At 32.5% G+C, this 19,212-nt stretch carries 24 protein-coding genes and 1 pseudogene; 15 read left to right on the top strand and 10 right to left on the bottom strand.

Going from position 1 to position 19,212, the window contains the following annotated elements; all coding sequences use genetic code 11:
• Positions 1 to 90 precede the first annotated feature (90 nt).
• Positions 91 to 2,652 carry an alanine--tRNA ligase gene (gene alaS / locus CDV25_RS03125; RefSeq protein ID WP_108910730.1) on the top strand — a complete coding sequence of 854 codons (2,562 nt, stop codon included), beginning with the start codon at positions 91 to 93 and terminating at the stop codon, positions 2,650 to 2,652.
• Positions 2,653 to 2,831: 179 nt separating this feature from the next.
• On the opposite strand, the gene CDV25_RS03120 is transcribed toward alaS, so the two are convergent.
• The 5 genes and pseudogenes from CDV25_RS03120 to CDV25_RS10715 all read right to left on the bottom strand — a co-directional run bounded on the left by CDV25_RS03120 (position 2,832) and on the right by CDV25_RS10715 (position 6,479).
• Positions 2,832 to 3,104, bottom strand: coding sequence for a hypothetical protein (locus CDV25_RS03120; RefSeq protein WP_108910729.1), 273 nt, complete (start codon positions 3,102 to 3,104; stop codon positions 2,832 to 2,834).
• Between the two features lie 93 nt (positions 3,105 to 3,197).
• The gene (gene lepA, locus CDV25_RS03115; RefSeq protein WP_108910728.1) at positions 3,198 to 5,000 is read right to left on the bottom strand and encodes a translation elongation factor 4; all 1,803 of its coding nucleotides are present in this window, start codon (positions 4,998 to 5,000) and stop codon (positions 3,198 to 3,200) included.
• Positions 5,001 to 5,388: 388 nt separating this feature from the next.
• Positions 5,389 to 5,591 (bottom strand): annotated as a pseudogene (locus CDV25_RS10485) (YbfB/YjiJ family MFS transporter); the annotation flags it as partial.
• A 289-nt stretch (positions 5,592 to 5,880) separates the two neighbouring features.
• A complete protein-coding gene (locus tag CDV25_RS10720; RefSeq protein WP_269149130.1) occupies positions 5,881 to 6,114 on the bottom strand; it encodes a carbonic anhydrase family protein in 234 nt (77 codons plus the stop codon).
• Positions 6,115 to 6,143: 29 nt separating this feature from the next.
• Positions 6,144 to 6,479 (bottom strand): carbonic anhydrase family protein, encoded by a 336-nt coding sequence (locus CDV25_RS10715; protein WP_108910726.1) that lies wholly within the window; start codon positions 6,477 to 6,479, stop codon positions 6,144 to 6,146.
• A gap of 262 nt (positions 6,480 to 6,741) precedes the next feature.
• Here CDV25_RS10715 and sppA point away from each other — a divergent pair, with 262 nt between their 5' ends.
• Complete coding sequence (gene sppA, locus CDV25_RS03100; protein ID WP_034554627.1) at positions 6,742 to 7,617, top strand: signal peptide peptidase SppA; 876 nt, start codon at positions 6,742 to 6,744, stop codon at positions 7,615 to 7,617.
• 13 nt (positions 7,618 to 7,630) lie between these two features.
• Here the strand turns inward: sppA and mog are convergent, their stop codons facing one another.
• The 5 genes from mog to CDV25_RS03075 are packed head-to-tail and all read right to left on the bottom strand — an operon-like array spanning position 7,631 to position 9,719.
• A complete protein-coding gene (gene mog, locus CDV25_RS03095; protein ID WP_108910725.1) occupies positions 7,631 to 8,161 on the bottom strand; it encodes a molybdopterin adenylyltransferase in 531 nt (176 codons plus the stop codon).
• Entirely contained in the window at positions 8,158 to 8,646 is a 489-nt protein-coding gene (gene mobB / locus CDV25_RS03090) for a molybdopterin-guanine dinucleotide biosynthesis protein B (protein WP_034553849.1), read from the bottom strand. The genes mog and mobB overlap by 4 nt, the downstream gene beginning before the upstream one ends.
• Positions 8,643 to 9,098 (bottom strand): molybdenum cofactor biosynthesis protein MoaE, encoded by a 456-nt coding sequence (locus CDV25_RS03085; protein ID WP_108910724.1) that lies wholly within the window; start codon positions 9,096 to 9,098, stop codon positions 8,643 to 8,645. The genes mobB and CDV25_RS03085 overlap by 4 nt, the downstream gene beginning before the upstream one ends.
• Positions 9,098 to 9,319 carry a MoaD/ThiS family protein gene (locus CDV25_RS03080; protein WP_108910723.1) on the bottom strand — a complete coding sequence of 74 codons (222 nt, stop codon included), beginning with the start codon at positions 9,317 to 9,319 and terminating at the stop codon, positions 9,098 to 9,100. Before CDV25_RS03080 ends, CDV25_RS03085 begins: the two co-directional genes overlap by 1 nt.
• 22 nt (positions 9,320 to 9,341) lie before the next feature.
• Positions 9,342 to 9,719, bottom strand: coding sequence for a hypothetical protein (locus CDV25_RS03075; protein WP_034553846.1), 378 nt, complete (start codon positions 9,717 to 9,719; stop codon positions 9,342 to 9,344).
• Positions 9,720 to 9,805: 86 nt separating this feature from the next.
• Between CDV25_RS03075 and CDV25_RS03070 the strand changes: the two genes are divergently transcribed.
• From CDV25_RS03070 to atpA, 13 genes are all read left to right on the top strand, one after another.
• Positions 9,806 to 10,180 (top strand): RidA family protein, encoded by a 375-nt coding sequence (locus CDV25_RS03070; RefSeq protein WP_108910722.1) that lies wholly within the window; start codon positions 9,806 to 9,808, stop codon positions 10,178 to 10,180.
• Between the two features lie 178 nt (positions 10,181 to 10,358).
• Positions 10,359 to 10,673: a 50S ribosomal protein L21 gene (gene rplU / locus CDV25_RS03065; protein ID WP_204161872.1), complete on the top strand. Its 315-nt coding sequence runs from the start codon at positions 10,359 to 10,361 to the stop codon at positions 10,671 to 10,673.
• A 22-nt stretch (positions 10,674 to 10,695) separates the two neighbouring features.
• Positions 10,696 to 10,953 carry a 50S ribosomal protein L27 gene (rpmA, locus tag CDV25_RS03060; protein WP_104721169.1) on the top strand — a complete coding sequence of 86 codons (258 nt, stop codon included), beginning with the start codon at positions 10,696 to 10,698 and terminating at the stop codon, positions 10,951 to 10,953.
• Positions 10,954 to 11,009: 56 nt separating this feature from the next.
• On the top strand, positions 11,010 to 12,077 hold the full coding sequence (gene obgE / locus CDV25_RS03055) for a GTPase ObgE (protein WP_108910720.1): 1,068 nt from the start codon (positions 11,010 to 11,012) through the stop codon (positions 12,075 to 12,077).
• Positions 12,077 to 12,862, top strand: coding sequence for a glutamate 5-kinase (gene proB / locus CDV25_RS03050; RefSeq protein ID WP_108910719.1), 786 nt, complete (start codon positions 12,077 to 12,079; stop codon positions 12,860 to 12,862). Before obgE ends, proB begins: the two co-directional genes overlap by 1 nt.
• A 22-nt stretch (positions 12,863 to 12,884) precedes the next feature.
• Positions 12,885 to 13,781: a methionyl-tRNA formyltransferase gene (locus CDV25_RS03045; RefSeq protein WP_108910718.1), complete on the top strand. Its 897-nt coding sequence runs from the start codon at positions 12,885 to 12,887 to the stop codon at positions 13,779 to 13,781.
• The gene (locus CDV25_RS03040; RefSeq protein ID WP_108910717.1) at positions 13,781 to 14,413 is read left to right on the top strand and encodes a biotin--[acetyl-CoA-carboxylase] ligase; all 633 of its coding nucleotides are present in this window, start codon (positions 13,781 to 13,783) and stop codon (positions 14,411 to 14,413) included. Before CDV25_RS03045 ends, CDV25_RS03040 begins: the two co-directional genes overlap by 1 nt.
• An 11-nt stretch (positions 14,414 to 14,424) precedes the next feature.
• Positions 14,425 to 15,213: a ParA family protein gene (locus CDV25_RS03035; RefSeq protein ID WP_034553827.1), complete on the top strand. Its 789-nt coding sequence runs from the start codon at positions 14,425 to 14,427 to the stop codon at positions 15,211 to 15,213.
• Positions 15,213 to 16,112: a ParB/RepB/Spo0J family partition protein gene (locus CDV25_RS03030; RefSeq protein ID WP_108910716.1), complete on the top strand. Its 900-nt coding sequence runs from the start codon at positions 15,213 to 15,215 to the stop codon at positions 16,110 to 16,112. The genes CDV25_RS03035 and CDV25_RS03030 overlap by 1 nt, the downstream gene beginning before the upstream one ends.
• Positions 16,113 to 16,176: 64 nt before the next feature.
• Positions 16,177 to 16,602, top strand: a complete 426-nt coding sequence (locus tag CDV25_RS03025) for a F0F1 ATP synthase subunit B family protein (RefSeq protein WP_108910715.1) — start codon at positions 16,177 to 16,179, stop codon at positions 16,600 to 16,602.
• Between the two features lie 10 nt (positions 16,603 to 16,612).
• Positions 16,613 to 17,122 carry a F0F1 ATP synthase subunit B gene (locus CDV25_RS03020; protein ID WP_108910714.1) on the top strand — a complete coding sequence of 170 codons (510 nt, stop codon included), beginning with the start codon at positions 16,613 to 16,615 and terminating at the stop codon, positions 17,120 to 17,122.
• Position 17,123: 1 nt separating this feature from the next.
• Positions 17,124 to 17,660 (top strand): F0F1 ATP synthase subunit delta, encoded by a 537-nt coding sequence (locus tag CDV25_RS03015; RefSeq protein ID WP_108910713.1) that lies wholly within the window; start codon positions 17,124 to 17,126, stop codon positions 17,658 to 17,660.
• A gap of 21 nt (positions 17,661 to 17,681) precedes the next feature.
• The gene (gene atpA / locus CDV25_RS03010; RefSeq protein ID WP_034553819.1) at positions 17,682 to 19,196 is read left to right on the top strand and encodes a F0F1 ATP synthase subunit alpha; all 1,515 of its coding nucleotides are present in this window, start codon (positions 17,682 to 17,684) and stop codon (positions 19,194 to 19,196) included.
• The last annotated feature ends 16 nt before the right edge of the window (positions 19,197 to 19,212 follow it).

The following is a 19,212-nucleotide window of genomic DNA, read 5'->3' as shown; positions in this document are numbered from 1 at the left end:
TATTCTTTGGATTCTAGTTTTTGGTCAATAAAGCCATTTTTTAATAGAAAGTTAGTAAAATCTTTACATTTTGATTTAGAGGTTTTTTGTATGAAAAAAGATGTTCGTGCCTTGTATTTAGAATTTTTTAAAAATAAGGGGCATAAGGTTTATCAATCTATGCCTTTAGTGCCTGATGATGCAAGTTTGCTCTTTACAAATGCGGGAATGGTGCAGTTTAAAGATGTTTTTACCGGAAAAGTCCCAATCCCTACGCCTAATATCGCTACAAGCTCACAATTATGTATCCGTGCTGGTGGGAAACATAATGATTTAGAAAATGTGGGTTATACTTCAAGGCATCATACGCTTTTTGAAATGCTTGGAAATTTTAGCTTTGGTGGGTATTTCAAAAAAGAAGCAATTGCCTATGCGTGGGAGTTTGTTACAGAGGTTTTGGGGTTTGATAAAGAGGTCTTGTATGTAACGATTCATAAAAGTGATGATGAAGCCTATGAGTTGTGGTGTTCGCATATTAGCCCTCATCGTATTAAGAGAATGGGGGATAAGGATAATTTTTGGCAAATGGGAGATATTGGTCCTTGTGGTCCTTGTAGCGAAATTTTTGTTGATCAAGGCGAGGAGTATTTTAAGGGAGAAGAGGATTATTTTGGAGGGGATGGGGATAGGTTTTTAGAGATTTGGAATCTTGTTTTTATGCAGTATGAGAGAGATAAAGAGGGGAATTTAAAACCTCTTCCTAAGCCAAGTATTGATACAGGAATGGGTTTAGAGCGGGTTATGGCACTTTTGGAGGGCAAAAGGAGTAATTTTGATTCTTCGCTTTTTATGCCTTTAATTGCTAAAGTAGAGGAAATTGCTAAGAAAAAATATATTTATAAGAGTGGGGCAAGTTTTAGGGTGATTGCTGACCATTCAAGGGCGATAGCCTTTCTTTTAGCACAAGGGGTGAATTTCGATAAAGAGGGTAGGGGTTATGTTTTGCGTAGAATCTTGCGTAGAGCGGTTAGGCACGGGTATTTATTAGGCATTAAGGAAGCTTTTTTGTATAAAGTCTTAGAGATCGTTTGTGTGTGTATGGGGGAGCATTATGCTTATCTAAAAGAGAAGCAAGAGGTATTGCAATCTCAATGTAAAGCTGAGGAGGAGAGGTTTTTTGAAACGCTTGAAAATGGGATGAGTCTTTTTGGCAAAGAATTAAAGAAAATCAAAAATGAAAAAACTCATCAACTCTTTAGTGGAGAAGTTGCCTTTAGGCTTTATGATACCTATGGGTTTCCTTTGGATTTAACACAGGATATGTTAAGGGAGGAGGGATTAGGTGTAGATATGGATAGCTTTGAAGCTTGTATGCAAAAGCAAAAGGAGCAAGCAAAGGCTCATTGGAAGGGAAGCGGGGATAGTTTAAAAGAGGGGGATTTTAAGAATCTTTTAGAATCCTTTGGGAAAAATACTTTTATAGGCTATGAAACTTCAAAATCTGAAGGGAAGATTCTTGCCTTGCTTGATGAGGAATTTAAAGAAGTTAGGTGTTTAGAAAATAGAGGCTATGTAATGTTTGATAAAACTCCACTTTATCCAGAGAGTGGGGGAGTAATTGGAGATAGGGGGGAGATTTTTAAGTTTGATAATAAGCTTGTAGCAAAGGTGCTAGATACAAAAAAATATTTTGGTTTAAATATCTCACAAATAGAAGTTTTAGAGACTCTAAGGGTTGGGGATAGAGTAATAATAAAAGTAGATGATTCAAGGGTAGAGATTATGAAGCATCATAGTGCAACCCATTTATTACATAAGGCTTTGAGGGATGTTTTAGGGACACATATCGCACAAGCAGGGAGTTTGGTAGAGCCTAATCGTTTGCGTTTTGATTTTTCTCATCCTAAGGCTTTAAGTGCTGAAGAGTTGGAGAAAATTGAATTAATGGTAAATCAAAAAATTTTAGAATCTAATCCCCAAATTGTGGAGGAAATGAGTCTTGATGAGGCTAAAAATAAGGGAGCTATGGCTTTGTTTGGTGAGAAATATGGGGAGAGAGTGAGAGTGATTACTTTTGGGGATTCTATTGAGCTTTGTGGAGGGATTCATATAGAAAATACTGCAAATATAGGGAGTTTTTATATCGCAAAAGAAAGTGGAGTAAGCAGTGGAGTTAGGCGGATTGAAGCGGTATGTGGAAAGGCTGCTTATAGTTATGGAAAAAGTGCCTTAGAGCAGGTATGCCAAGCAAAAGAAGCTTTAAAAACACAGGATTTGTTAATGGGGATTGAAAAGCTAAAAGAGCAGATAAAATTATTAAAAAACTTGCCACAAAAATCTCAAAGTTTGCACTCTTTTAAGGTAGAGAATCTAAAAGGGTTATCTCTTATCATCGCTAGGGTGGATTTAGAGGACATTAAAGTCGCTATTGATGAGGCTAAGAATAGATATGATAAGGTCGCTATCTTGCTTATTAATAAGCAGGGTAAAATTGCTGCAGGTGTTAAAAATGCTCCCATTAAGGCTGGAGAGTGGGTTAAAAAGGTTGCCAATGTAATGGGCGGTAATGGTGGAGGTAGGGACGATTTTGCTACCGCTGGAGGAAAGGATTTAGATAAAATTGAAGTATCTTTGATAGAAGCAAGGGATTTTGTGCAGAGTTGTTTGCGGTAAAAGTAGATAAAAGATATGTTTTTGAAAGCCTTATACAAAAAGATGAATAGAGGTTTTAATAGCCAATATTAGAAGTTTAAAGATTTTATCGGCTCCATTTTCCAAAAAGCTAGTAATGCTTCCTTTATCACTCACTTTATTAGTGATAATTAATAAAGCTTTCTGTATTTTTAGTATTGTTAAGTGTAGTTGTGGGTTCTAGTGTTGATTCTAAATGTTAGGATTTCAGTGTTAATAAGGGTGTTAGGGTTAAATAAACTTAGAGAGCGAGATTTCAAAGATAAAAATATAGAAAGTTTAATATGATTTTTAGGTTTAGCAAACTCATTAGACTTAAGACTTTCTGGCAAAGTGATAGTGATGGTATCTTTTTTTGCTTTTGATAAAAACCCATCAAAAAACTTTATCATTTCTAGCCATTTTATTATTATAATGCTTGTTTTTAATTGCACTTTCTATTCTTTATCTTTGTCTTTAATATGTCAAATTGGTAACTGATGCTAAAGATTTGTCATTACCTTTAGGGATTTATTGAAGTTTTTAGATTAATCAATCTTAAGCACCGCTAGAAATGCCTCTTGTGGAAGGGCTACCTTTCCAATAGCCTTCATTCTTTTTTTACCTTCTTTTTGCTTTTCTAATAATTTTCTTTTTCTTGTAATGTCTCCTCCATAACATTTTGCTGTTACATTTTTGCCTACAGATTTAATCGTTTCTCTTGCGATAATTTTGTTGCCTATACTTGCTTGAATGGCTACTTCAAAAAGCTGCCTAGGGATAATTTCTTTCATTGCTTCTATAAGTTCCTTGCCCTTTTCATAAGCTTTGCTTTTGGGGACAATAATACTTAAAGCGTCAATAATTTCATTGGCTACTCTAATATCAAGTTTGACTAAATTACCTTCTTGGTAATGGATAGGTTCATAATCAAAGCTTGCATAACCTTTCGTGCAAGATTTGAGCTTATCATAAAAATCCATAACAATTTCATTGGTAGGAATCCAATATTCTAATAATACCCTTGTTTCTTGCAGGTATTCCATTTTTTTTTGAATGCCCCTTCTTTTGTTGAGTAAGGTTATGATGTTTCCTAAAAATTCGCTAGGCACTATGATGGTAGATTTTACATAGGGTTCTTTTATTTTAGCAATCTTTTGTTCAGGGGGTAATTGGCTGGGGTTTTGGATTTTGAGGATAGTGCCATCAGTTTGGGTAATTTCATACACTACAGTAGGTGCAGTAGCAATTAAATCTAACCCAAACTCTCTTTCTAGTCTTTCTTTAACAACTTCCATATGTAATAGCCCTAAGAATCCTATGCGGAATCCAAATCCTAAGGCTACAGAAGTTTCAGGTTCATAAGTGAGGCTTGAATCGTTAAGTTTGAGTTTATTGAGTGCATCACGCAAGTCTTCAAATTTATTTGTATCAATAGGATAGATTCCGGCAAAAACAAAAGGTTTTGCGGGTTCAAAACCTGCAATAGCTTCTTTAGTTTTGTTATTAAAGTCTGTGATGGTATCTCCAACGGCAATGTCTGTTACATTCTTTAACCCTAAAATTACAATACCAATCTCTCCGGTTTTTATTTCTTTTGTTTTTTGTCCTTTTATGGGGTGGGGATAGAGTAAATCTAAGACTTCGTGGTTTTTTTTGCTTCCCATAATATAAATATTCTGCCCCTTTTTAATGCTGCCATCTATTACGCGTATAAGAGCTAAAGCTCCTAAGTAATTATCAAACCATGAATCATAAATGAGAGCTTTAGTGGGTGCGTTAGTATTTCCTTGTGGTGGTGGAATAAGCCTGATAATAGAATCTAATAAATTTTTGATGCCAATATTTGCTTTAGCACTAACTTCTAAAGCATTAGAGCAATCTAGTCCAATAGTTTGTTCAATTTCTGATTTTACACGTTTTGGTGCTGCTGCTGGTAGGTCGATTTTGTTTAAAACAGGGATAATTTCAAGATTATTATCTAATGCCATATAGACATTGGCAATAGTTTGGGCTTCTACGCCTTGACTAGCATCAACGACTAATAAAACCCCCTCACAAGAAGCAAGAGAACGCGAAACTTCATAGCTAAAATCTACATGCCCTGGGGTATCAATGAGGTTTAAAATATAGGATTGTCCCTCATGGTTGTAGTTTAATCTTACGCTTTGTGCTTTTATGGTGATTCCTCTTTCTTTTTCAATATCCATAGTATCCATTATTTGGGAACTCATTTCGCGCTCTGTTATTGCTCCACAAGCCTGTATAAGGCAATCTGCTAAGGTAGATTTTCCGTGGTCAATATGAGCAATAATTGAAAAGTTTCGTATGTGTTCTAAAGAAATATCCATACCTAAGCCTTGAAAAAATATTGTATTTTATCAAAATATTGACAAAATTAACAAACCCTATGGCTATGGATTAGGTATGCTTATTGTTGATAATAAATTATAGAAAATTGTTAAAGAAATTGGAGAGAACAAGAACATACATACTACAATATAAAGAAATTAAAATCAAGGATACACTATGTCCTTTGTTAATATTAGAATTACAAAAGAAAAAGGCGAATCCATACTCAAACAAAAGTAAGAATGAATAGAAAGTGTTAGCGTATGAGGTAAATACCTTATGGCGTTAAGAATATATGAAGTAATGAGAAGCCATAATTTATAAGGGATTTTAAATTTATTATCTTTATGTATTGTTTGTTTAGGCTTTTTGAATGTTCTAAGCAAAAAAACTTAAAGACATTATTAAAAAACTTAGCTTTGCAATATTTTCAAGGTTCATAAATTTCCTTAAAAAAATAATAAAAAACCACCAAAATATATCCCACTAAAATTGCAATACTCAATTGAATGCTTTGATTCATTTAATCTGTTTGAGAGTATCATAATAGGGATTAAAACAATATAGCCAAATCTTGCTAAGCCATAAATGTTGTAGCCAAATTATTTAAGACATTTATAATAAACATCACAAGCTGATTTAATTGGACTTGTTAAATTACCTATTCCATTTCTTTAATAATAAGTGGCGAGATTTGTTTTTCAAGATTAAGTTTTTAAATTCTTTTTCAATTTTTTAATAGCTGTGCTGTTAAGAAATATAGGTTGATATTGTTCTTTAGTCTCCTTTTGAGTAATTACTTGCTATAAGTAGTAAATTAGATCTAGAGAATACAAAAATTTTGGCTCTTTACCTGAATGGATTATAAATTAGTTGAGATTACTTTGTGAAAGTAATCTCTCTATTATTAGAATCTTGTAAAGTTCGTGCATTGTTATTATGAAAAAGCTCCCTTAATTTTTTGATTTGTTCTGCAGAGGCTGTTGCTGGATTATCAAGAATAATCCATTGCACATTTTCAGTGCAAGGAGGGGTTGTTAAATTTCCTTTGAGAGAATAGAAACGATATTTTGTAGGTAAAAGCATTTTTGCATTTAATTTTTCCAAAGGCATTTGATTATTAATCTCTGTAGAATAGTTTGCTAACATACTTTTAATGATGGGATTTTGCTTACTTTTTTGAAAAATACCCCAATAACCAATAAATCTCCATTTTCATTTTGATGAACTAAATGCCCTTCTAAAGGATAAATCACTCCATCTAAATGATGTTCTGATGGCGTATGAAAATGTGCTTGTAATAAATTATATTTTGTATCATTGAAAGTAATGTAGCTCATATTATCAAAATTTAATTGCAAAGTGTGTCCATTATTGACAACATTTTTAGAATCAGATTCATATCTCAATATTAAGCTATTAACTTTATCAATGGCTCTCAAAGAAGATATATTAATAGGGGATTGTTCTTTTCCCAAAAAGCAAGTTTCCCATTCTGGATGTAAAGAATGCTAACGATTAGGACCTTTATCTGTATAATTCCATTCTGCAGTATATTCTGCGGCATAAAGAGAAGCTGAAAGCATTAATATTGAAGCAATTTTTTGTAATTAATCATATATATCCCTTTTAAATAAAATTATTGTTTAATAACAATTAGGAATTATAGTATTCAGTTTTATTAAACCAATAGTAAACCTAGTATAATTCTATATATCAAAATTATTTTAAAGGATATTTGTGAAGTTTTTTAGAGTTTTGCTTATGCCGCTTGATTTTATTATGAAGTATTTTAAGGCTTTAGTGTTTTTATTGATTGTGTTTTTAATATTCTCTGCAGGTGGTGAAGGGGAGAATAACAATGCTAATGTAGCAAGGATTGACTTGATAGGTCCTATTATGCAAAGTGAGAGTTTTTTAGAAAATTTCTATGAATTAGAGCAAAATCCAAATATTAAAGGTATTTTGCTTGTTATTAATTCTCCAGGTGGTGCAATAGCCCCTAGTATAGAGATTTCTGAAGCGATTAAGAGGGTGAGTAAAATTAAACCTATTGTTGCTTACGCACAAGGTTCTATGGCAAGTGGCAGTTATTTAGCAGGAATGTGGGCAAATTCTATCATTGCTAATAAAGGTGCTTTATTGGGATCTATTGGAGTAATTTTAAATGGTGTAGATATTAGCGAGTTAGCACAGAAATTAGGTGTAAAATCTCAAAGTTTAAAAGCAGGAGATTATAAAGAAGCTGGAACTTTTATGCGTCCTTGGAATGCTTTAGAAAAAGAGATGTTAGAGGGATTAATTCAAGAGCAGTATAAAATGTTTGTTAATGATGTGGTGCAAGCTAGAGGATTAGATATAAACAATCAAGGATATTTTGCACAAGGTAGAATCTTAAGTGCTGCTAATGCTTTAGAGTTTGGGTTAATTGATGAGATAGGAAGTATTTATGAAGCACAAAATAAGCTTTATACTCTTGCAGGGATTAAAGAGGTGCATTGGTTGCAAAAGGATAAATTTGATTTATATTTACAAAAATTGCTTGGGGATAATATCGCTTTGGGTATTGAAAAAGCCACTTATAGAATCTTTAATCTTATTTCTAGGTTGTATTAAAGCCTTTTTGCTCTTAGCTTTTGGGGCGGAAAGCTTTGATAATAGATTCATTAGTTTGTAGATAACTTGCACCTATTAAATCTAAACAATAAGGGATTGCAGGAAATACAGCATTTAAGCATTCCCTAATAGATTTTGGTTTTCCCGGTAGGTTAAGGATAAGGGTTTTATTCCTAATTCCCGCAGTTTGTCTTGAAAGAATTGCGGTTGGAACATATTGCAAGCTACTCTGTCGCATAAGCTCGCCAAAGCCCGGAAGCATTTTTTGGCATACGGCTTCTGTAGCTTCTGGTGTTACATCCCTTTTTGCCGGTCCTGTTCCACCTGTAGTAATGATTAAATCGCATACTTCCTTATCCGCAAACTCTATAAGGTATTTTTCAATTTCTTTTTGTTCATCGGCTATGACTTTATAAATGCTACTCCAAGGTGAGATGAGGTATTCTTGTAAGGTTGCAATAATAGCATTTCCTGAAATATCCTCATAGATTCCCGCACTAGCTCTATCAGATAGTGTTAAAATTCCAATTTTTGCTTCTTTCATAGTGTATCCTTTATGTGTGTGTTAATCCAATGGAGTATTTCTTGGGTATTATTTAAGTTTAAAATATCAATGTTTTTAGGAATTTTGGAATAATCTTTTATGCTATTGTCGATAGCTAAAGCATTGCTAAAAGCAAAGAAACGCTCATCTAAATTTTCTCTAGCGATTGTTATTTTAGGGAATGGAAGTTCTTTAAGCCCTTCGATAAAAAGATAATCGCAATCTTTAAAATACTTAATAATTTCTGTAATGTTTAAAGAGGTATGAAAACGTAAGGTTGTCTGTGTAGGACTTAAAATAGCTATATTGGCTCCACTTTCATAAAATCTATAAGAATCTTTTCCCTTTGTATCAAAGATGGCTTTGTCTTTTGGGTCGTGTTTAATGATACTAATCTTTTTATTGGGTTGTAAGGCAAGGGAGAGTTTTTCAATAAGCGTAGTTTTGCCACTATTAGAATTCCCGCTAAATACCACAATTCTCACGATAATATTCCACTAAATGGGAGCTTATGGCTTCTTTCTTTAGCATAAAATCTTTGGTTGTTTTTAATATCATATTTCCAAATAGGGGCTTTGTGTTTAAAATCTTCAATAAAGCTTTCAAAAATATCCAAACAAGCCCGCCGTTTTTGACTAAAAACTCCTGCTATATAAGAGCTTTGGTGATTTAAGACATCCCCTTTAGAATGTGCCATTCTCAAAAAAACTCCTTTTTCTAAGGCATTTTTGCTCCATCCTAAAAACCATTCTTCTAAAAGGGGTTCATAAATATCAAAACTTAAGCCTTCATATCCATTTTCAGCACGGACAATCCCTGTAAATACACTATTAGCACCAAGATTATTATTAGCCGCAAAGTCATACCAATTTGCATAAATGGTTCTAGTATCTAAAGCCCCATCAAAAAGTTCTAATCCTATTATTTTTGTTTGCATTATCCACCGCATACTGGAGGTAAGAGTAGAACCCTATCTCCAGATTTTAAAGGAGTATCTAAAGAAGTAATTATTTCATTATTAAGTGCAATTGCACAATCTTTAAGCCAAATTCGTATTTCTGGAATTTGTTGTAATTCTTCTTTAAGATCATAGAAGTCTTTTGCATTGCTTTGTAAAACTTTATTTCCTAGTGGTCCTAAAAATTCAATTTCTATCATTATAAATCCTTAAGTTTAAAAATTACCGTAAAAGGTCAATTTTCTCTTCTTGCATCTGGTAGGGTATATTATGCGGAGCTAGTTTTTGAAGTTTTTTTGTTTTTGGGGTAGTATTTACTTTTTGTGGGGAAGTTCTTGATATTTCTTGTGTTGTTGGAAGTTTGGGGGGATTATTGGTGGCAATAATTTTTTCTGTTTTCCCATCAATGAAAAATGCAGTATTTTTAGGGTATTTATGCAACTCTTCTAAAAAGTCTTTGTCGTTTTGTGTAAGGATTAGGGCTAGGGTTGGATCGGGTTTGTTAGAGGGAATTTCTAAAAAATTTTCTGCATTTAATGAAGTAGAGGTAATAAAGAGAGGAAAAATGCTTACTTTAATAATTTTAAAGATGAGTTTCATAGATTTTCCTTATGCTTAGAATTAGAAAAAGTTTATAATATCGGTATAATTCTATACTATTTATAGAATAAAGTAAAGGAGAGAAAATGCTAAAAATTGTTTTTACAGGAGATGCTCCACAGGCTATAGGTCCTTATTCACAAGCAATTTGTGCTAATGGAATGGTTTTTACTTCAGGACAAATTGGTCTTACACCAAAGGGAGATTTAGTGGTAGGTATTGAAAACCAAACAAGGCAGGTTTTAAATAATTTGCAAGCTGTCTTAAAGGAAGCAAATAGTGGTTTAAGTAAGGTTATTAAAACAACAATATTCTTAAGTGATATGGAGTATTTTGCTAGAGTTAATCAGATTTATGCGGAATTTTTTGGCGAACATAAACCTGCAAGAAGCACAGTTGCGGTTAAAACATTGCCTAAGGATGCTTTGGTTGAAATTGAATGTATTGCTTTGGTGGAATAAAAAACTTAAAATTGAAGTATAACTTTAAGTATTTAGAATTTTGAAATAGAGTTTTAGGGTAAAAGCGTTATTAATCCTAAGTAGCTTAAATATTCTTTAAAAAAGATTAGAGTATAATTAAAAGTTTTATTGTCTTAAAATAATGAAACTTCAGAAATTTCAAATTATAAGGAATTGTATAATGTATGCAATCATTCAGAATGGAGGCAAACAATACAAGGTGAGTGAAGGTGATGTTGTATTACTTGATTGTTTAAACCTTGAGCCAAAGTCAAAAGTTGAAGTGAAAGAAGTCTTAGCTCTTTGTGAAGAAAATAATATAAATATTGGGACTCCTTATGTTGAAGGTGCTCTAGTAGAACTTGAAGTTATTAATGAGGGTAGAGGCAAGAAAGTTATCACTTTTAAGAAACGTCGTAGAAAAGATAGTAAAACCAAAAGAGGTTTTAGGAGAGATTTTACGCGCGTTCGTGTTATTAAAATCACTGCATAGATTCTTACAATAAGGAGTTATAATGGCACATAAGAAAGGTCAAGGAAGTACTCAAAATAATCGTGATTCAGCTGGACGCCGGTTAGGTGTTAAGAAGTTTGGTGGAGAGTTTGTTCGGGCAGGAAATATTATCATACGTCAAAGAGGGACAAAAGTGCATCCTGGTAATAATGTCGGAATCGGAAAAGATCATACTATTTTTGCTTTAATTGATGGTATTGTTTCTTTTGAAAGAAAAGATAGGAATCGTAAAAAAGTTTCTATCTATCCTGCTTCTTAAGCTTCTCTAAGCCCTTTGATGGGCTTTCTTCTTAAATAAATCTTTCTAGGATTTTTATGTTTATTGATAGTGTTGAGATTCTTGTATCTTCTGGAAAAGGTGGAGCTGGTGCTATTTCTTTTCGCAAAGAAAAATTCGTTATTAATGGTGGTCCCGATGGGGGAGATGGTGGAAAGGGTGGTGATGTTTATTTTAAAATTGATAGAAATACTAATACCCTTTCACATTTTAGAGGACATAAGATTTTTAAAGCACACAATGGTAAGTCTGGAATGGGACGCAATAAATATGGAAAAAAGGGCGATGATTTAGTTATTGTAGTTCCTCCTGGGACTCAAGTTTTTGATTTGCAAAATAATGCTTTGTTGTTTGATTTAATAGACGAGGGAGAGTTAGTTTTGTTTTTGCAAGGGGGTAAAGGAGGGCTTGGTAATGTCCATTTTAAAAGCCCTACCAATCAACGTCCAACTTATGCACAACCGGGTTTGCCAGGTATTGAAAAAAAGGTAAGATTGGAGTTGAAGCTAATTGCTGATGTAGGCTTAGTTGGCTTCCCTAATGTGGGTAAATCTACGCTTATTTCAGTGTTATCTAATGCAAAGCCAGAAATTGCAAATTATGAATTTACCACTTTAATCCCTTCTTTAGGGATTGTGAATATTAATGAATACCAATCTTTTGTTATGGCAGATATTCCCGGAATTATTAGTGGTGCTAGTGCCGGAAAAGGACTTGGAATCAAGTTCTTACAACATATTGAGAGAACAAAATTTCTGCTTTTTGTGCTTGATGTTGCAAATCATCGCCCATTAGTTCAGCAATTTAGAGTTTTAAAAGAGGAGTTAAGAAATTTTAGTGAAGGTTTATCTAATAAACCTTATGGAATTATGTTTTCAAAAATAGATATTAATGAAAATACTGAAGCTTTGGAGGGATTTTTAAAGTCTTTTGGATTTGTTTTAAATAAAGAAAAAGCCTTTTGTTGGTTTAGGCAAGAAAAAGCTTTTTCTAGAGAAACTATTAAGGGTGATGAGCCTTTGTTTGTTATTGGTGTTTCTAGTGTGATTGGCAAAAATGTAGAAATATTAAAGTTTTTTTTATACCAAAGCATAAAGGAGGATTGATGTTAAAAGATAGGATTGTTTTAAAAGTAGGAAGTGCTGTTTTGGTTAAAGAGCAAAAAATTAATTTAGCCCAAATACACGCCTTAAGTGAATTAATAGCGACATTAAGAAAATGTTATGAGATTATTTTGGTATCCTCTGGAGCTGTTGCGACAGGCTTTACTTCCTTAAATCTTGATAAAGATATTGTAGAAAATAAACAGGCATTAGCAGCGATTGGTCAGCCCTTATTGATGAAAATTTATGCAGAATCCCTTAAGCAATATCAAATTACTAGTGCACAACTTTTAATTTCTAATTATGAATTTGATTCAAGAAAGCACACGCAAAACGCTAGGAATGTTATTGAAGTATTGCTAAAGAATAAGGTTTTGCCTATTATTAATGAAAATGATGTAACCACTACCGGGGAATTAGCTTTTTTAGGTTTTGGGGGTGATAATGATCAGCTTTCTGCTAAGGTAACACATTATTTTGATGCTTCAATGTTGGTAATTTTAAGTGATGTAGAGGGTTATTATGAGGATAATCCACAAATTAATCCTAATGCAAAAATGCGTAAAATTGTGCATTATATCCCTAAAGAGGATTTAGAATCTAATCCTACTCCTAATGATGCTTTTGCCACAGGCGGCATTGTTACTAAGCTTAAAGCGGCGGATTTTTTGTTAAAAAATAAGCGGAGTATGTTTTTATCAAGTGGTAAAAAACTTGAAGTTTTAAAAGAATTTTTATTAAATCAAAAACATATACAAGGGACGCTTTTTGTTCCAGAAATTGTGTGAGAGCAGAAATTAAGGCAGAAAAATGAATATTATTTTTATGGGGACACCAACTTATGCAGCGGTTATTTTAGAATCTTTGTTAAAAAATCATAATATTAAGGCATTAGTTTGTCAAAGTGACAAAAAATCAGGGAGATCTATGCAGCTTAAAATGCCTCCTACTAAAGCATTAATCCTTAATAAAAAGTTAGATATTCCAATCTTTCAAGACTTGAATGAAGATACCATAAAATCTCTCCAAAATATCCCTTGTGATATGATTATTGTAGCGGCTTTTGGGCGGATTCTTTCAAGAGAAGTTTTAGATATAGCACCTTGTATTAATCTTCACGCTTCGATTTTACCTAAATTTAGAGGAGCAAGTCCTATTCAAGCAAGTATTTTAGAGAATGAAAAATATTTTGGTGTTAGTGTAATGAAAATGGAAGAAGGCTTAGATTGTGGTGATATTTTAGGGATAAAAGTTATAAAAAATACTCAACAAAATGCTGTAGAATTATTTAAGCAATTATCGCATTTAGCAGCAGAGTTAATTTTAGAGTTTTTAGAAATAATAGATTGCGTTATGCCTTTAAAGCAAAGGGAGTGTGAGAGCAGCTTTTGTAAAAAGATTAAAAAAGAGTTTGGAGAGGTTGTATTAGATAATGCCCAAGAGATTGTTGTAAAATCCCTTGCTTATGAGAGTTGGCCAGGAATATTTTTAAAAAATGGTTTAAAAATGAGGGGATTGATTTTAGAGGAGATGGAGTCTAAAAATCCAGCTGGTTTAATCCTTAAAGTTACTAAAGAAAAAGTTTTGGTGGGGACTAAAATGGGGAGTATGTGGATTGAGTTTTTACAATCACCCTCTAAGAATATTGTGAGTGCTTATCAATATTTACAAGGAAAGAGGCTTAAGGAGGGAGATATATTAGAATAATGAAAATTTTATTTTTTGAATGTTTAGAATCTACCCATCTTTTTTTAGTGAAAAAATTAAAAGATAATACATTAAAACCTCCTATTATGGTTGTAGCGCATCATCAAAATAAAGGTATAGGGAGTAGAGGTAATGTTTGGGAAGCGGCAAAAGAGGGATTGTATTTTTCTTTTGTTCTTTATAAAGATTCATTGCCGCAAGATTTACCCTTAGAATCTGCTTCTATTTTTTATGGTTATATTTTTAAAAGCATTTTAGAAGAATATCACTCTAAGGTATGGCTAAAATGGCCTAATGATTTATACATTCAAGATAAGAAAATTGGTGGCGTTTTATGCACTTTAATAGAAGATAAGATTTTAGTTGGGATTGGTTTAAATTTAAAGGTAGAAAATAAAAATTTTGGGGCTTTGGATATTCAAATTTCAAGAAAAGATATTTTAGAAAAATTTATAGAAAAAATAGAAGTTTTTAAATGGAAGCAAATTTTTAGTAAATATAAGTTAGAATTTCCAAATAATTTTCATTTTAATTTTCACCATAAAGGAAGGATTCTATCTCTTAAGAATGCAAGTCTTTTTGAAGATGGTTCAATATTGCTTGATGGGCAGAGAATTTATAGTTTGCGATAGTGGAGTTAAAGATGTGTGAAGTGATTTGTATTGCCAATCAAAAAGGTGGAGTTGGTAAAACAACAACAGCTGTGAATTTAGCAGCTTCATTAGCAGTAGAGGAAAAAAAAGTTTTGCTTATTGATGCTGATCCACAGGCTAATGCAACTACAAGTTTAGGATTTCATCGTAATAGTATAGAATTTAATATTTATCATGTTTTAATAGGAACCAAACAATTATCCCAGATTATTCAGAAAACCTCTATTTCTACTTTACACCTTGCACCATCAAATATTGGTTTAGTGGGTATTGAAAAAGAATTTTATAATCAAAAAAGAAGTGGTAGAGAGCTAATATTAAAAAAGAAAATTGAAGATATTATTAGTGTTTATGATTACATTATTATTGATTCACCTCCAGCACTTGGTCCCTTAACTATTAATGCTCTTAGTGCTTCACATTCTGTTATTATTCCTATTCAATGTGAATTTTTTGCTTTAGAGGGATTAGCACAACTTTTGAATACTATTAAGCTTTTGCGTAAAGAGATTAATCCAAATTTGGCTATTAAAGGTTTGTTGCCTACAATGTATAGTTCTCAAAACAATCTTTCAAGACAGGTTTTTGCAGATTTGTTACAGCATTTTGATGAGCAACTTATTAAGATTAATGATGCTCAAAATACGATAGTTATTCCTAGAAACATTAAATTAGCTGAATCTCCTAGTTTTGGAAAACCTGTAATATTATATGATGTTCGCTCACAGGGTAATATAGCTTATCAAAACCTTGCAAAAGCCATTTTAAAGAGGGCTTAATGGCTAAAAAGTCTGTTGGATTGGGACGAGGATTAAGTGCAATTTTAGGTGAAGTGGAAGAAGCTTATCAAAAAGATTTAAATGATAATTCTGGTTTGGTGATTGAAATTAATATTGATAGTATTAAGCCTAATCCCTTACAGCCGCGAAAAGTTTTTGATAATAAAAGCTTGCAAGAATTAGCAGATTCTATTAGTGAGCATGGATTATTGCAACCTGTTTTGGTCTATGAGAATACCAAAGAAGCCGATTCTTATTATTTAATTGCGGGGGAAAGGCGTCTTAGGGCTAGTAAAATTGCAGGAGAGAGCAGCATTAAAGCAATTATTGTTGAAGTTCAAGAGGAGAAATTAAGAGAACTTGCTTTAATTGAAAATATTCAAAGAGAGGATTTAAATCCTATTGACTTGGCACATTCTTATAAGGAACTGATTGAGGATTGTGGAATTACACACGAAGAAGTTGCTAAACGTATCTCAAAATCAAGGACGCAAATTACGAATACTCTAAGGCTTTTAGAACTTGATAAAGAAGTTCAGCAATGCATTTTAGAAAATAAGATTTCACAAGGGCACGCTAAGATTCTCGTAACTTTACCTCCAAAACAGCAAATAATGGTTACTCATTCTATTATCGGACAAAAATTAAGTGTCCATGAAACAGAGAAAATTGTTAAAAATATAAAAGATAGTAAAAGTCATCATATCGCAAAAAATAATATCTTACAGCCTAAAAATAAAGAGAATAAAGCATTAATGAAGCAGCTAAAGAATATTTGTGCAATTTTGCATTCGAATAAAATTTCGGCAAATTTTGTTAAAAATAAATTAATTGTAGAATTTAGTAACGATGAGGAGATAAAAAGGTTTAAGAATATTTTACTCAATGAAAGTTTTTAAGAAAAACTTAGAAATATTCGTGATACAATAAAGCATAATTTTAAAATTGTAGAAAGGAGTTCAAATGACTATTATCCCAACTCTGTGGGTAATGGCGCTGGTGTTCGTTACTTTTCTTGTCTTGGTATATTTGTTAAATAATATCTTGTATAAGCCATTACTTCATTTTATGGACACTAGAGAGGATTCAATTAAGAGAGATAGTGAGGGTATCCAAGAGAATATAACAGATATTAAAGCTTTGAGAGATGAGATGGAAGAGATATTAAAGAATGCCAAAAAAGAAGCTGCTATTATTAAGAATAAAGCTCATGAAAATGCCAAGAGAAATGCAGAGATAAAAATTGCACAAAAGAAAGAAGAATTAGAGCGAAAATATAATGATTTTGTTGCAAACTTACGGAGTGAAAGAGATGTTTTGAAAACTTCACTATCATTGCAAATACCAATTTTTAAGCAAAATTTACAGGCTAAACTTGAGAAGTTGTGAGGAGAAATAGGTGAAAAGAATCATTGTTTTATTGGTCGTTGCTCCTTATATACTTTTAGCAGCTAATGGGAGTGGAGAGGTAGATATTATCGAGAGAACTATTAATTTTGTAATCTTTTTTGCTTTAATTTATTATTTTGCTGCAGATAAAATTAAAGCAATTTTTGTAAATAGAAGAGAAGAGATAGCAGGCTCTTTAGCAAGAATTCAAGAAAAACTTCAAGCATCTAAAAAAGAAAAGCAACAAGCCCTTAAGGATTTAGAAGAAGCAAAAAGGATTGCAAGTGAGGTTGTAGAAACCGCTCATAAGGAAACCTATGTGATTACTCAAAAAATCGAAGAAAATGCAAGAATAGAACTTGAAAATTTAGTAAAGCAATTCAATGAAAGTATGGCTTTTGAACGAAGAAAAATTGAAAAATCAGTTATTAATGAAATTTTAGATGAAGTGCTTCATCAAGATTCTATTTCTTTAAACAAAGAAGTATTGACTCAATCTTTACTAAAAAAGGCAATATAAGATGAAAGAGTTAATTGCAAAACGTTATGTTAAAGCATTTTCTAGGGTTGCAACACAGGAAGAATTAAATGTGGCCATGAATATATTTGCAAGACTTAGCAATGTCTATGATATTGTTAAGTTTCAGGAAATTATGGAATCTCCTTACATTGCTATAGAAAAAAAAGTTGATTTTATTATTCAAGATATTTTAGAAAATAAAATCGATAGTAAGATGATAAATTTTATTAAAATTTTAGCAGAACATAATCGGTTGGATTTGTTTCCAGAGCTCTATAAGGAGGTATCTTCTTATGTTTCTTTTTTAAAAAAAGAATATGTTGCTTTTCTTATAGTCAATGAAGATTATGGTGAAGTTAAAGTAAAAGATTTTGAAAGTAAGTTTAGTAAGAAACTTGGAGTTAATTTACTTCTAGAACAAAAAATTGTTCAAAAAAATGGTATTAAATTGGTTGTTGAAGATTTAGGAATTGAAATTTCTTTTTCTCAAGATAAGTTTATTAATGATTTGAAAAATCATATATTAAGAGCATTTTAATTTTATTATTAAGGAGTAGTAGTGGTAGCAAAGTTACAAGCCGATGAGATTAGTTCAATTATTAAAGAAAGAATAGATAATTTTGAATTAAATTTAGATATTGCAGAAGTAGGTAAAGTAGTCGCTTATGCAGATGGAGTTGCTAAAGTTTATGGACTTAAGAATGCAATGTCTTATGAAATGGTTGAGTTTGATACAGGTGATAAAGGTTTAGCTTCAAGTTTAGAGGAAGGAAGTGTAGGTGTTGTTGTTTTAGGAGCTGGTAAAGAAATTAAAGAAGGCACTTCGGTTAAAAGACTTAATAAGCTTTTGCGTGTTCCTGTTGGCGATGGATTGATGGGACGTGTTTTAAATGCTTTAGGTGATCCTATAGATGGAAAAGGTGCTATTGAAGTTAAAGAATATCGTTTTATGGAAGAAAAAGCCCCTGGTATTATGGCTAGAAAATCAGTGCATGAACCTTTACAAACAGGTTTAAAGGCTATTGACGCACTCGTTCCTATTGGTAGAGGACAAAGAGAATTAATAATTGGTGATAGGCAAACAGGGAAAACAACTGTCGCTATTGATACCATTATTAATCAAAAAGGTCAAGATGTCGTTTGTATTTATGTTGCAATTGGACAAAAGGAATCCACCGTAGCACAAGTTGTAAGAAAATTAGAAGAGCATGGTGCTATGGAATATACTATTATTGTTAATGCCCCTGCTTCTGATTCTGCTGCTATGCAATATTTGGCTCCTTATGCAGGTGTAACTATGGGTGAATATTTTAGGGATAACAGTAGGCATGCTTTAATTGTTTATGATGATCTAAGTAAGCACGCTGTAGCTTATCGTGAAATGTCTTTAATTCTTAGACGCCCTCCTGGTCGAGAAGCATTTCCAGGAGATGTTTTTTATCTTCACTCTAGATTATTAGAACGTGCTGCAAAACTTAATGACGAATTGGGTGCTGGATCATTGACAGCTTTACCTATTATTGAAACACAAGCAGGAGATGTTGCTGCTTATATCCCAACGAATGTTATTTCTATCACCGATGGTCAGATTTTCCTTGAAACAGATCTTTTTAACTCTGGGATACGTCCTGCTATTAATGTTGGTTTATCAGTTTCACGTGTTGGAGGTGCAGCACAAATTAAGGCTACAAAGCAAGTTTCTGGGACTTTGAGATTAGATTTAGCTCAATTTAGAGAACTTCAGGCTTTTGCACAATTTGCTTCAGACCTTGATGAATCAAGTCGCAAACAGCTTGATAGAGGGCAAAGAATGGTTGAAGTATTAAAGCAGCCTCCTTATTCACCATTACCTATTGAGCGTCAAGTTGTTGTTATTTTTGCAGGTGCTAGAGGTTATATGGATGATGTTGCTGTTTCAAACATTACAAAATTTGAAGCGGATTTATATCCATTTCTAGAAGCCAAATATCCACAAATTTTTGAAGATATACGTTCTAAAAAAATGCTTGATAAAGACATTGAAGAAACCCTTTGTAAAGCTTTAGAAGAATTTAAAGCTAGTTTTACAGCATAATGGCAATAGCATAGGA

This window comes from Helicobacter apodemus, assembly GCF_003097575.1.
Classification (GTDB): domain Bacteria; phylum Campylobacterota; class Campylobacteria; order Campylobacterales; family Helicobacteraceae; genus Helicobacter_D; species Helicobacter_D apodemus.
Note: the sequence above shows the minus strand (reverse complement) of the source record. Positions and strands in the feature narration are given on the sequence as shown.

What these genes read in the sequence shown, in the direction of transcription:
- CDV25_RS03040 (WP_108910717.1), top strand. Translation starts at nt 13,781, where the DNA reads ATGAAAATTTTATTTTTTGAATGTTTAGAATCTACCCATCTTTTTTTA.
- CDV25_RS03035 (WP_034553827.1), top strand. Translation starts at nt 14,425, where the DNA reads ATGTGTGAAGTGATTTGTATTGCCAATCAAAAAGGTGGAGTTGGTAAA.
- lepA (WP_108910728.1), bottom strand. Translation starts at nt 5,000, where the DNA reads ATGGATATTTCTTTAGAACACATACGAAACTTTTCAATTATTGCTCAT.
- CDV25_RS10720 (WP_269149130.1), bottom strand. Translation starts at nt 6,114, where the DNA reads ATGCCTTTGGAAAAATTAAATGCAAAAATGCTTTTACCTACAAAATAT.
- CDV25_RS03045 (WP_108910718.1), top strand. Translation starts at nt 12,885, where the DNA reads ATGAATATTATTTTTATGGGGACACCAACTTATGCAGCGGTTATTTTA.
- CDV25_RS03025 (WP_108910715.1), top strand. Translation starts at nt 16,177, where the DNA reads ATGACTATTATCCCAACTCTGTGGGTAATGGCGCTGGTGTTCGTTACT.
- rpmA (WP_104721169.1), top strand. Translation starts at nt 10,696, where the DNA reads ATGGCACATAAGAAAGGTCAAGGAAGTACTCAAAATAATCGTGATTCA.
- obgE (WP_108910720.1), top strand. Translation starts at nt 11,010, where the DNA reads ATGTTTATTGATAGTGTTGAGATTCTTGTATCTTCTGGAAAAGGTGGA.
- CDV25_RS03070 (WP_108910722.1), top strand. Translation starts at nt 9,806, where the DNA reads ATGCTAAAAATTGTTTTTACAGGAGATGCTCCACAGGCTATAGGTCCT.
- alaS (WP_108910730.1), top strand. Translation starts at nt 91, where the DNA reads ATGAAAAAAGATGTTCGTGCCTTGTATTTAGAATTTTTTAAAAATAAG.
- CDV25_RS03085 (WP_108910724.1), bottom strand. Translation starts at nt 9,098, where the DNA reads ATGCAAACAAAAATAATAGGATTAGAACTTTTTGATGGGGCTTTAGAT.
- CDV25_RS03030 (WP_108910716.1), top strand. Translation starts at nt 15,213, where the DNA reads ATGGCTAAAAAGTCTGTTGGATTGGGACGAGGATTAAGTGCAATTTTA.
- proB (WP_108910719.1), top strand. Translation starts at nt 12,077, where the DNA reads ATGTTAAAAGATAGGATTGTTTTAAAAGTAGGAAGTGCTGTTTTGGTT.
- mog (WP_108910725.1), bottom strand. Translation starts at nt 8,161, where the DNA reads ATGAAAGAAGCAAAAATTGGAATTTTAACACTATCTGATAGAGCTAGT.
- CDV25_RS03075 (WP_034553846.1), bottom strand. Translation starts at nt 9,719, where the DNA reads ATGAAACTCATCTTTAAAATTATTAAAGTAAGCATTTTTCCTCTCTTT.
- CDV25_RS03015 (WP_108910713.1), top strand. Translation starts at nt 17,124, where the DNA reads ATGAAAGAGTTAATTGCAAAACGTTATGTTAAAGCATTTTCTAGGGTT.
- CDV25_RS03080 (WP_108910723.1), bottom strand. Translation starts at nt 9,319, where the DNA reads ATGATAGAAATTGAATTTTTAGGACCACTAGGAAATAAAGTTTTACAA.